At 69.8% G+C, this 12,312-nt stretch carries 9 protein-coding genes; 1 reads left to right on the forward strand and 8 read right to left on the reverse strand.

The annotated features are described in order from the left end of the window. Positions 1-51 precede the first annotated feature (51 nt). From ACXC9Q_RS28960 to ACXC9Q_RS28985, 6 genes are read right to left on the reverse strand one after another with little or no spacing between them, the layout of a single operon-like run. A complete protein-coding gene (locus ACXC9Q_RS28960; protein ID WP_457059791.1) occupies positions 52-2,289 on the reverse strand; it encodes a glycosyltransferase in 2,238 nt (745 codons plus the stop codon). Continuing rightward, positions 2,289-4,085 carry a hypothetical protein gene (locus tag ACXC9Q_RS28965; protein WP_457059792.1) on the reverse strand — a complete coding sequence of 599 codons (1,797 nt, stop codon included), beginning with the start codon at positions 4,083-4,085 and terminating at the stop codon, positions 2,289-2,291. The genes ACXC9Q_RS28960 and ACXC9Q_RS28965 overlap by 1 nt, the downstream gene beginning before the upstream one ends. Further along, entirely contained in the window at positions 4,078-4,899 is an 822-nt protein-coding gene (locus ACXC9Q_RS28970) for a hypothetical protein (protein ID WP_457059793.1), read from the reverse strand. Before ACXC9Q_RS28970 ends, ACXC9Q_RS28965 begins: the two co-directional genes overlap by 8 nt. Then, positions 4,899-7,178, reverse strand: a complete 2,280-nt coding sequence (locus ACXC9Q_RS28975) for a glycosyltransferase (protein ID WP_457059794.1) — start codon at positions 7,176-7,178, stop codon at positions 4,899-4,901. The genes ACXC9Q_RS28970 and ACXC9Q_RS28975 overlap by 1 nt, the downstream gene beginning before the upstream one ends. 50 nt (positions 7,179-7,228) lie before the next feature. Beyond that, on the reverse strand, positions 7,229-7,981 hold the full coding sequence (locus ACXC9Q_RS28980) for an N-acetyltransferase (RefSeq protein ID WP_457059795.1): 753 nt from the start codon (positions 7,979-7,981) through the stop codon (positions 7,229-7,231). A 12-nt stretch (positions 7,982-7,993) separates the two neighbouring features. Continuing rightward, entirely contained in the window at positions 7,994-8,977 is a 984-nt protein-coding gene (locus tag ACXC9Q_RS28985; RefSeq protein ID WP_457059796.1) for a glycosyltransferase family 2 protein, read from the reverse strand. Positions 8,978-9,106: 129 nt separating this feature from the next. Between ACXC9Q_RS28985 and ACXC9Q_RS28990 the strand changes: the two genes are divergently transcribed. Further along, on the forward strand, positions 9,107-11,272 hold the full coding sequence (locus ACXC9Q_RS28990) for a hypothetical protein (RefSeq protein ID WP_457059797.1): 2,166 nt from the start codon (positions 9,107-9,109) through the stop codon (positions 11,270-11,272). Here the strand turns inward: ACXC9Q_RS28990 and ACXC9Q_RS28995 are convergent. Both ACXC9Q_RS28995 and ACXC9Q_RS29000 read right to left on the reverse strand, forming a co-directional pair. Then, positions 11,265-11,474: a hypothetical protein gene (locus ACXC9Q_RS28995; RefSeq protein WP_457059798.1), complete on the reverse strand. Its 210-nt coding sequence runs from the start codon at positions 11,472-11,474 to the stop codon at positions 11,265-11,267. The two genes, ACXC9Q_RS28990 and ACXC9Q_RS28995, sit on opposite strands and share 8 nt — an antisense overlap. After that, complete coding sequence (locus tag ACXC9Q_RS29000; protein ID WP_457059799.1) at positions 11,474-12,286, reverse strand: PseG/SpsG family protein; 813 nt, start codon at positions 12,284-12,286, stop codon at positions 11,474-11,476. Before ACXC9Q_RS29000 ends, ACXC9Q_RS28995 begins: the two co-directional genes overlap by 1 nt. Positions 12,287-12,312: the final 26 nt, after the last annotated feature.

Below are 12,312 nucleotides of genomic sequence, written 5' to 3' on the forward strand. Positions count from 1 at the left end.
AGACCGATCGACTGGCCGGACACCCGCCAGCTTCTGGTCGCCCGCCGCTGATCAGCGGACCTCGACGTGGAGCGTGCCCGCCAGCGGCCGTACGGCGAGAACGTGCGAACCACGCGAGATCGTCAACGGCAACCGGCTGGACAGGAACGGCTCACACTGCACGGCATGCGACGAACCGTCCAGCGCCGTCGCGAACAAGATCCAGTCCGCCGGGAGCTCGTCGGTCCGCAACGCGTCCACGTCCACCACCGCCGCCCACCCGTCGTCGGAGACGGTACGGCGACAGGCCACGTCCACGTAGTCGTCGGAGCCGACCAGGTACCGCCGCCAGCTGAACCCGACGTCGCCCCAATCCGGCCCGCGCACCACCAACATGTTGCCAGCAGCAACAGCAGCGGTGGCCGTCATCCGGATCGGGGACTCGTGCAGGTTCACGTACCCACCGGTCGACCGGGTCAGCATCACCACCCGGCCGCCCTCGGCATGCGAGACCAGTCGGTCGCCGGCCGTCCACAACAGCACCTGCTCCTGACCCTCGCGACCGCGCATCCGGAACGCCCGCGTCGTCCGCTGACTGAACGGGTCGTCCGGATTCGTCTCCTCGATGATCGGCCGGATCGGCAACCTCGCCGTGAAATCGCGGCCGTCGATCTCCAGCGGGACCTCTTCCTCGCCGCCCGCCACCGGCCGGGTGACGAACAGGGCCGGATACTCGAACCTCGACCGGCCACGCAGCACCAGCGCATCCGGCGTCTGCTCGACCGAGGTCAACCGGCAAGGATCGGTCAGCCGCCGAACGGCGAAACAGTCATCCTTGCCGGGACCTGGCTGAATCCAGCTCAAGTCGTCGATCCACGCGCCCGGCGGCCAACCCGGGCTGCCGGCTCGTTGCCCGCGCAGCGTGTCCCGCCGCCGTACGCGGCCGGACCTCATCGTCACGTCGAAGTGGGCCGGCCCGGCCGTGCATTTGGCGAGCAACTCACGATCCAGCAGTACTTCGAACCCGACCAGGGCCTCGTCGCCGTGCAGATCCGTCTCGGCATACCGCCGTACCTTCAACGGATAGGGCCTGCCGGCGATGACGAGTGCGATGCGGAGGCTCGAGGCGCGTTTGGTCTCCAGGTGCCGGATCTGGGCTGTGCCTCTGACCGACAACTTGCCGTCGACCCACGTCACCTCGCGCACGCTTGTCGCCAGCGTCAGGTCCTGCTCCGATGCGACGTACAGCTCCTGCGGTACGGCGGCCTCGCGCACGCCCGGGTAGTCGAGCTGCCACCGCCCCGACCGGCGTACCGCACGCACGTCCCGGCGTTGTCCGTCGCGGAACACCGCGAGCCGCCGGAGCAGTTCGACGTCACCGGCCCGGAGCGCCGCATACTGCAGCCGGTCGAAGCGAGACGCTCCGTCGAGCGCCGATGCGTCCAGTCGGTCGATCAGCTCGTGGGTGACCTCGACGAGCTGCTGCTCTTCCTCCGCGGGAACCGTGCCGAAAGCCGTCAGCAGGGCCTGCAGGTCGATCTGGGTGAAATGCGAATGCACCCGCTCGCGCACCGGCGGCAGGGCTTCCTCGACCAGGTCCAGCACCATCCCGGCCGAGACGACTCGGTCGCGGAGGTTGCCGAGCTGGAACTTCTGCTGCGTGATCGAGTCGCCCGACTCCCGCTCGCGCCAGTAGTAGACCGGAGCGGCGAGCGTGTCGACGGTGACCGCGGCGAGATGTGCCTTCAGGGTGACCGGGTAGTCCTCGTAGCGGATCGCCGGGAAGCGGAAGCCGAACTCGTCCCAGAATGAGCGCCGGTAGACCTTGTTCCAGACCATCCGGTCCAGCACGAGGTCAGGCGTTTCCGACACATGGGTCGCCAGCCGGTCCTGGGTGAAGCACTGCCGGTGGAGCCACGACGGCCGGACCCCGTAGCTGTTGTTGAACCGTCGCGCGTTGCCGCCGGCGAAGTCCGAGCCGGTCCGGTCCAGGGTCCGGACCAGCATCCCGAAGCCGTGCCGAGTGACCAGATCGTCGCTGTCGACAAAGGCGACGTACTCCCCGACGGCGTGATCGACACCGGTGTTGCGCGCGGGTCCGAGTCCCGCGTTGTCCTGCTCGACGATCCGGAACCGCGAGTCCCGGATGCAGTACTCCTTGGCGATCACCGCGCTGTCATCGGGTGAGCCGTCGTCGACGAGGATCGCCTCGAAATCCGTCCAGGTCTGCCGCGCGATCGAGTCCAGACAGTCGCCGATGTACGCGCCGACGTTGTAGAACGGCACCACCACGCTGAGCCGGGGCTTCACTACCGCAAGCTCCGCAGGCGACGGGAGAGCTTGCGGGCCACGACCCGCGGCTTGCGGACCTGGGCGGCGTGGAACACGACGCGGGAGAGGGCGTACGTGCGTGATCCGCGGATGCGCTCGTGGTCGGCGGTCAGCTTCTGCAGCTGGATCCGCAGCTCCCGGATGCGGTTCTCGCGCGTCTTCATCGCCTTGTTGCGGAATCCGAGCGTGCGCTCGAGACCGTAGACATGCCCCTTCAGCTCGAACAGCTCGCGCCGCGCGGCCTCGGCATCCGCCAGTGCGGTGCGTACGTCGGCCGCCGGGTGCTCGCGTGTCTCGAGTACGCCGGCCAGCGCGGCGGCCAGTTCCTTGCCGCTAGCAACGTGTCCGGCGGAGGCCGGTGCGGTGTCGGGTGAGGTCGCCTGGACCGGCTCCGGCAGTTCGACGCCGGACATGCTCATCCAGGTGGATACCAGATCGTCGCCCACCATCCACTGCGGCCACGGGTGGCGCCGATGCCCGCCGATCAGCCGATCGTGGAACCGGTACCAGGCGGCCGCCAGCAGGTCCGCGTTCTCCGTCGGCTCCGCAGTCACCCACGGCGAAACCCCGTAGGCGAAGGCGTCTCCGTCGACCACGACGTCGTCCCACCGAAGCACGACCCGCGAGTCAGCAGCCCAGTCCCCGAGGCAAGCTGCCAGTTTCCGGAAGCCGGGAACGTCCTCGGCGGCTGCCAGTCGGAGGAGAACGGACTCGACGGTCACGCCGCCGGGAACGGCAGCCGGGACGACACTCGCGTCAAACGCAGGCGTGGTCGCGGACGCCGAGCGGTCGGCCGCGGACGCGGGGACGCCATCCGTGGGGCGGTCGGCCGCGGAGCTGTCGGCCGCGGAGCTGTCGGCGGTGGGGTTGTCGGCGGTGGGGCTGTCGGTTGTGAGGCTGTCGGCTGTGGGCGGTGCGGTGATGGTCGTCCGCCAACCGGCGGGGCCTTGGTCAGCAGTGAGAACGGCCGAGCCGGTCTGGGCGTAGACGGCATGGGCGGCCGGGACGCCGGAGATGGCGAGCCACGCGGTGGGGATAGCGGGCAAGAGGCCGGCCCGGGCGGCTGAGTCGACGCCCTGGGCGATGGGCGAGAGCAGCGGAACATCGGCCGCTTCCAACGCATCCACGGCCAGACGCGCAGGCAACTCCCCCGGCCGGGCGGCCGCAGCGACCTCCGCGGCTACGAAAGCCCGCGAGCCGAAGTCGGCGTAGATCGCCGCCGCCCACGGCAACGCGCACTCGAACTGAGAGACCGAGACCGGACGGGACGGGTCGTCGTGCAGCGGACGCCACTCGTCGTCGCCGTGGCGCTCGTCCGCCGGACGGCTGTCCAGCAGATTCACCAGAGCGAACTCGTTCTCGAGACCGAGCACGACCACCGCGTCCGGAGCAGCGAGCGCCGCCAACGCGTGCAACCGCTCGGTCCAGCTGAGGTCGCCACTGTCGTGGCCGAGCACACGATCAAGACCGTCAGCGGCGATGACCACCTCGAACGGCTCGGCGCGGAGGCCGTCCAGCGCGCCGGCGACGACCTGGATCCGGTCGGCGAACTCCGCAGCCAACTCCTCGGCGTTCGACACCGAGCGGACCAGGATCGTCGCGTCGGCGGTCCGGTCGAGGACCGCCGAGATCAGCGGGCGAGAGTGCGGCCCGACGATCAGGGTGCGGCGGTCGCTGGGGAGGACGTCGGCCAGCACGGCGGCCAGAGCCGGATGGTGGTCGGCGCGGTCGGTCCAGGGTTGCATCTCGCCGAGGACCACCTGCAGGTCAGACACGCTCTCTCCAATCGAACAGCATCCGTAACTCCGCGGGCGGCATCATCCAGGGCTTGCCGAGCTCCAGGTCGGTAGTCGCCCGGGCGGCTTCGAGGTCGATCGACGTACCGAGCATCTCCGGCCACAGCCGCTCGATCCGGCTCTGCCCACCGAACAAGGGGTTCTCGCCGTCCATCTCCATCGGGTCGCCGTACACCGCGGGTTCGCAGCCGGCCGCGACGCCGTAGAAGATTGCCGTCGACAACCGGTTGGCGGCGACCCGCTTGTGCCGCCGCAGCTCGGCCAGTTGCTTGAACAGGAAGCGCCGATCCGTCCCCTCGTACGAGAACCCGCGGCGCCCGAACGACACCACCCGGAAGCCCGCGTCCTCGTAGAACCCGCGGACTTCGGGACGGTCGTACTCCGTGTAATACAACGAAAAGGTGACCGGCCCGGGCTCGGTCTCGCGGATCTCGTCGATCAGTCGCTGATGGTCGCCGTGGATCTTGCCGCCCTCCCACCCGTGGAAGAGGAACCACAGCGTGCCCTCGCGCTCGACCGGCTCGGCTTCCTTCTCGAGCTCCAGCAGGTAGAGGAACGGCGCGCCGATGCTGTGGTAGTTCCGCCGGCCGAGCGCATGCCCGCGCCGCCGCGGTGCGTCGCTCCAGGTGAAGCGCCAGGCGCCGTCGTAGAACTCGTGCACCGGGTTCCACCCACAGCCGATGTTCCAGCCGTGCTGCAGATAGCCCCGCAACCGCGGTGGGTGGTCGAAGTCGAGACCCGCGTAGCGACTGAGGATGTGCGTCTGGCCGTAGTAGTGGTTGTGGTGATGCATCAGCGGACCTCCACGTGCAACGTGCCGGCATGCGGCCGTACGGCGAGAACGTGCGCGTCTCGCGAGATGGTCAACGGCAACCGGCTGTACAGGAAGGGCTCACACTGCACGGCATGCGACGAGCCGCCGGGCGCGGTCGCGAACAGGATCCAGTCCGCCAGCGAGGCCAACGGGTCGTCCGAGACCCGCTCTGCCGCCGCGGGGATCAGCGCGTCCACCTCGACCGCCGCTTCCCAGCCGTCACCGGACAAGGTACGGCGGCACGCGACGTCCAGGTGGTCGTCGGAGTCGGCCAGGTAGCGCCGCCAGCCGAAGCCGACGTCACGCCAGTGCGACCCGCGCACGACCAACATGTTGCCCATCGCAACGACGGAGGTTGCCGTCGTCCGGATCGGGGACTCGTGCAGGTTCACGTACCCGCCGGTTGACCGCGTCACCGTCACGACCCGATCGCCTTCGGTCCGGGACACCGCGGACTCACCTGCCGTCCAGAGCAACACCCGCTGCTGTCCCTCGGGGCCACGGAGCCGGAACGATCGCGTCGTCCGCTGACCGAAGGGGTCGTCCGGATTCGCCTGCGCCACGAGGTCCGCGATCGGCAGTCTCGCGGTGAAGTCGCGGCCGTCGACCTCCAGCGGGATCTCTTCCTCGCCACCGACGATCGGCCGGGTGACGAACAACGACGGCTCGTCGAACGACGACCGGCCGTGCAGCACCAGCGCATCCGGCGTCGGCTCGACCGACGTCAGGCGGCAAGGATCCGTGAGCCGCCGTACGGCGAACCAGCCGTTCTTGCCCGGGCCGGGCTGAATCCAGCTGGCGTCGTCGATCCACGCACCGGGCGGCCAGCCAGGACTGCCCGGCCCCTGCCCACCGAGCGTGCCCCGCCGGTGCCGTCGCCCGGACGTCATCTGTACGGCGAAGTGCGCCGGAGCACCCGTGCACCGAGCGAGCAGCTCGCGATCCAGCAGGACCTCGAATCCGACCCGCGTCGTGTCACCGTGCAGGTCCAGCGCGTCGTACCGGCGTGCCGGGAGGGGGTGCGGGGCGTCCTCGATGACCAGGGAGATCCGCAGGCTCGAGGAGCGTTCGGTCTCCAGGTGACGGATCTCGGCGGTGCCCTTGACCGACAACGCGCCGTTGACCCACGCCACCTCGCGCACACTCGTCGCCAGCGTCAGGTCCTTGTCCGAAACCCGGTACAACTCCTGCGGTACGGCGGCCGCCCGCAGGCCCGGGTAGTTGTAATCAAGCTGCCGCGACCGCGGCCGGGGCACTGCCCGGGCACCGCCACGGAGTCCGCCGTCGTTGCGGAACAGGGCGAGCCGCCGGAGCAGCTCGACGTCACCGGCGCGGAGCGCGGCATGCTGAATCCGGTCGTACCGGTGAGTGGCCGCCAGGACCGAGGGGTCGAGCCGGCCGAGCAGCAGTTGCGACAGCTCGACGAGGTGCTGCTCCTCGTCGGCCGGCACCGAACCGAACGCGGACATCAGCGTGAGTACGTCGATCTGGGCCAGGTGCGCGTGCACCCGCCGGCGGACCCACGGCAGGCCGTCCTCGACCAGGTCCATCACCATCCCGGCCGAGACGACCCGGTCGCGGAGGTTGGCGAGCTGGAACTTCTGCTGGGTGATCGACTCACCGGACTCGCGCTCGCGCCAGTAGTAGACCGGAGCCGTGATGGTGTCCACGGTCACGGCGTCCAGGTGCGCCTTCAGCGCGACCGGGTAGTCCTCGTAGCGGATGGGCGGGAAGCGGTAGCCGAACTCGTCCCAGAACGAGCGCCGGTAGACCTTGTTCCAGAGCATCCGGTCCAGCACGAGGTCGGGCACCTCGCTGACGTGGGTCGCGGACCGGGTGCGGGCGAAGGGCTGCCGGTGCAGCCACGACGGCCGGACCCCGAAGCTGTTGTTGAACCGCCGCGCGTTGCCGCCGGCGAAGTCGGACCCGGTCCGGTCGAGGGTCCGGATCAGCGACTCGAACCCGTGCCGCGAGACCAGGTCGTCGCCGTCGACGAACGCCAGGTACTCCCCCGACGCCGCGCGGATCCCGGTGTCCCGGGCCGGACCGGGCCCGGCGTTGTCCTGCTGGACGAGCCGGAACCGGGAGTCCCGGCCGCAGAACTCCTTGGCGATCACCGCACTGTCGTCGGGCGACCCGTCGTCGACCAGGATCGCCTCGAAGTCGCTCCACGTCTGCCGGGCGATCGAGTCCAGGCACGACTCGACGTACTCACCGACGTTGTAGAGAGGCACGACCACGCTCAGCCGCGGCGTCACTCCGGCAAAACTCCCCTCGCTGCAGCTAGGCGTGCTCCCCCAAGCACTTTCTACGTAGCGGCAACGAGGTGAACCGTCAGAAGGTTATGCACAGGTTCGAATCCGTAGCGGGCCCAGACCCGCTGGATGCCGGTGTGGTGCGCCTGCGTGGACACGACCAGGCGCCGGCTCGTGCAGGCGTCCTCGATCGCGGCGAGCAGGTGACCGTACCGGCCGCGGCCCTGCTCGGCCGGGACGACGCCGGCCAGCTGGATCTCGGTCCAGGAGCGCTGCTGGTCGACCGCGGCCAGCGCGAGCACCCGGCGGTCGGGCCCACGCAGGACCACCGCGCCGGCGTCGGCGATCCGCCGGCGGGCCCAGTCCTGCCGGCCGGCCAGGGCGAGCCTCCGGTCGAACTGCGGGTTGCCGCAGTAATGGTTCCCCGAATCGCCGAAGACGTCCGCGACCACGTCGTCCACCAGGACGTCGTCGGCCGCGGGCTCGACCTGCGCACTGAACCCGGCCAGTGGCGCCGGCCGGCGGCCCTTGCCGGTCGGGAGGGACCAGAAGACGACAGTGTCGGCCAGCAGCGCCTGCCGCGGCCCGCCAGTCAGCGCCGCGAACCAGGTGGTCTCGCGGGCGGGGTAGCGCAGCACGATCACGTCGGCGGTCGATCTCTCGACGGCGGACAGCACTTCGGCGAGCGGCGTACCGGCCGAAGCGGACACGGACATCCGGTCGATCGAGACGCCGAACCGCTTCGCCGCGTCCACGGACGGCCGCACGGTCAACTCACCGGCCTCGAGCGCGTCGTACCAACTCATAGAGGACGGAGCTTAGTCGTTTTCGTCCACTGTTTCGGCGAAGGTGTGGTGTCCGTGGTCCTCGAGGCTGTCGTAGCCGACGAGGAACTGGGGGCGTCGCTGGCTCGACTGGAACAGACGGGCCACGTACTCGCCGAGCAGGCCGAGGCAGAGCAACTGGATCGCGCCGATCACGCTGACCGCCAGCACTGTCGACGTCCAGCCCGGAATGCTGCGGCCGGTCAGCTTGATCACCAGCGCACCGATCACGAACACGCCCGACAACATCCCACCGAGCAGCCCGAGCCAGGTCGCCAGCCGCAGCGGAGCGGCCGAGAACGCGGTCACGCTGTCGAAGGCCAGCCGGAGCATCTTCGTGAAGTTGTACTTCGTCGTCCCGGCCGCCCGCTCCGCGCGGACGTACTTCACCTCCGCACTCGGGAAGCCGAGCCACGGGATCACCAGCCGGAACACCCGGCCGTCCTCAGGTAGCGAGTTCACGGCGTCGACCACCCGGCGCGACACCAGCCGGAAGTCGCCGGCGTCGAACGGGATCTCCTTGCCGACCAGCCGGCACATCAGCCGGTAGTACATCCGCGCGGTCGTCCGCTTCAGCCAGGTGTCACTCGACCGGTCCGAGCGAACGCCGTACACGACATCGACGTCCTGGTCGCGGACGGCGGTGAGGAACTCGGCGATGACCTCCGGCGGATCCTGCAGGTCGGCATCGATCGTCACCACGTACTCGCCCCGGGCCCGGCGGAAGCCGGCCGACTGGGCGGCCTGATGACCGCTGTTCCGGAGCAGCCGGACCACGCGCAGCTGAGCCCAGTCCTGCGCGGCCTCGAGCAGCAGCGTCGCGGTCCGATCGCGGCTGCCGTCGTCGACCACGATCAGCTCGTAGGAGATCCCGAGGCCGTCCAGCAGCGGCCGCATCCGCGCGAAGAACATCGGCAGCACTTCCTCCTCGTCGTACATCGGTACGACGACGGAGAGCGCCGGCTGATCGGTTCGCATACTTCGGGACATTACTAGCGGTGACACTCCGCATTCGTGACGCGACAGATTTCACATTACTGTTACGACATGCGCGCGAGGGCGAGGCGGCGGGGGCCGCGGACAGCGGGGCCCTCCCTTTCCGGTCTGGTGGCCGGGCTGACGGTGCTGATTCTCGCGATCGTCCTGCTCGCCCTGCACTCGACCTTCTTCGAACTCGGCCGGTTCGTCCTGTTCACCGGGCTCGCGGTCGCGCTGCCCGGCTTCGCGCTGTGGCGGCTGATCGGCAGCTACGGACGCAATCTGGTCGAGGACCTCGCCGCCGGATTCGCGGTCGGCACCGCCGCGCAGGTGATCGTGTATCTGGCCATTGCGTCGATCGGGCTGCAGGCCTGGTCCTGGGTCTGGGCACCCGCCGTACTGCTGCTCACCTTCGCGGACAGCGACGTCCGAGCGCGGGTCTGGCGGCGGGTTGACCAGCCCCTGCGACCACTGCAGGCGTGGCTGCTCGCCGCGTCGACGGCGGTCGTCGTACTGATCGTCTACCGGCGCGGACCGGGTCAGTTCCTGCCGGCGTACACGGATCCGCTGCGGGCGTACCCGGACCTCGCCTTCCAGCAGGCTCTGGCCGCCAGTGCGAAGTACGACGTACCGATCTCGACGCTGTGGCTCGGTGGCGAGCCGATGAAGTACCACACGTTCTTCCACCAGGCGACCGCCGCGACGGCCTGGGGGACACGGATCGACCTGACCGACCTGATCCACTCGCTGAGCTGGCTGCCGCTGTTCCTCGCCGGATGCGGACTGGTCTTCGCACTGACCACCCGGTTCACCCCGACCGCAGAGACGGGCGCGACCTGGGCAGGGCCGCTGGCCGTCCTGATCGCCGGGCTGGGTGGGGCGGTGCAACCACTGGCTGATCAGGGACTCGGCGGGATCTCGACCGCGGTCGCGGCGTACCTGAGTCCGACGCAGAACCTCGGCGTCCTGATCGCACTGGCACTGTGCATCGTCGCGGTCGATCTGTTGCGGTCGGGGGCGCCGCGGAGCCGGTGGGTGCTGCTGATCCTGCTCGCCCTGGTCGCGGCCGGGGCGAAGTCGACGATCCTCCCGCTGCTGGGGCTCGGGTTCGCTTTCGCGTTCCTGCAGTTGGGGATGGCCCGGAAGAGCACGCGTACGGCGCTGCTCGGCGGACTGCTGTCGTTCGTGGTGTTCCTGGCCGCGTTGATCACGATCTTCGGCGGCAGCACGTGGGGGACGCAGATCAAGCCGTTCGAGACGTTCGTCCAGCTGGCGCCGTACCCGACGCTGGTGGCGAACCCACAGGCCCAATTGTTGTCGGCGGCAACGACTCTGCTGAGCTGGGGACTGGCGGCGTCCGGACTGCTGTTCGTCGGGCGGAAGTGGCGGGACGCCGGGGCGGTGTTCCTGCTGGGCTTCGCGGTCGCCGGGCTGCTCGGGACGATGCTGACGACACAGTCGGGGGTCAGCCAGCTGTACTTCCTGCGGACGGCTTTTCCGGTTGTCGCCGTACTCGCGTCGGTCGGGCTGGCCAATCTGGTCGGGCGACTCGGCGATCGGCGGGCTGTGGTGCTCGTGGGTGTGGCCGGACTGCTCGGGCTTGCGGGACTCGCCATCGCTCGAGTGGAGTCGGCTGACCTGCGTGGGATCAAGGGTCCTTGGCTGTGGACGGCTGCCGTGCTCGGGACGGTCGCCGTGGTCGTTGCCCTTGCGTGGAAGGCGTTCCGGCGGCCCGGCAACGTGTTCGTGGCTCTGCTGGCCGGTGCGGTGGCAGCGAGCATGATCGGGGCGACGCTGGTCCCCCTGCAGGCGCTCGTATCGGGCAAGGCGTCCAATCTGGTCTTTGCCCACCCCTTCCGCGGCGGTGCGACCGCCGCCGAGGCCGGCGCGGCGCAATGGCTGCGCCGGAACAGCACACCGGGCGATCTCGTCGCGACCAACGCGCACTGCATCATCGAACGCAACGGCCTCTGCGACAGCCGGCACTTCTGGCTCGCCGCCCTGTCCGAGCGGCCGGTGCTGATCGAGGGCTGGTCCTACTCCAACCAGGCCAACCGGATCGCTCTCACCACGGGCGGGAACCCGAGCCTGATCCCGTACTGGAACCGCGAGGAGCTGGCCGCCAACGACGGCGCCTTCAAGGCCCCGACGCCCGCGGCGATCGAACGGCTGCGCAACGCCGGCGTGCGCTGGCTGTACGCCGACCATCGAGCCGGCGACGTGTCACCAGCGCTACGCAACTACGTCCGGCTCCGCCACGCCACGCTGGACGCCACGATCTACGAGCTCAGATAAGCGCCAGCAGCGCGTCGGCAACGCGCGTGCGCCCGAGGCCGTCCACGAGCTTCCAGCCCGCCGCTGCGAGACGGGCGCGCTCCAGTGGATCGGTCAGCAGCCGTTTGAGCACAGCGGACGCCGACGACGGGTCGTCCTTCAGCTCGGACAGCACGCCGACGCCGGCCGCCGTACCGGTGGCTATCGCGCGCTCGTAGCCCATCACCTGGTTTCCACGACACACACGAGTCCGGCCGTCGCACCGAGACACAGCAGCTCCCAGGTCGACGTACCCGATGCGCTGATGGTCAGATCGGCCTCGCGAACCGCCGCCGCCAGCTGATCCGTCGGTGCGATCACGTCGACGTGTTGCCCTGGTTGGAGCTGGATCGCAGCGATCCGCGCGGAGAGGTCGGCGGTCGGCGCGACAACGGTCGCCTCGAAAGGCACGCCGGTCGCCGCGAGCGCGTGGACCACGGGTGCACCGGCGCCGAACGCGTCCGTCCCACCGAAGAACGCGAACACCTTCGGTACGGCGACCTGCCGCGGTGCGGGTGGTTCGGACGGGCGGAGGCCGAGGATCTCGTCGCGGATCATCACGTACTGGAGGCCGGCGAGCCGGATCGTGCCGGGTGGCAGCTCGGGGTGGTCGAGCTCGGCGGAGAGGTTCTGGTCGACCAGCAGGTCCGCCTCGGCGCCGCGGAAGTCGCCGTCGACGACGGCCAGGGTGGGGACACCGACCGCACGGACCGCACGGTAGACCGACGGGTCCAGGTCGTAGGCGTCGAAGACCACCGCATCGAGGCCGAGCCGGCCGACCAGCTCACCATGCTCGGCCGGTGTCGATACCGCCCGCTGCACGCCGATCCCCCGGGCCGCGATCTGCTCCGCGGCCCACGGCACCGTGTGCGCGTCGCAGACGAACACGATCTCGACGTCGCGCCGGCGTACCTCCTCCGCCAGCGCCAGGCACCGCATCACGTGCCCGATCCCCCGCCCCGGACCGACATCACACCGCACCCCGACGCGCTTCACGCCCCGACCGTATCGGCTGCATATCG

It is taken from the genome of Kribbella sp. CWNU-51, from assembly GCF_054073265.1.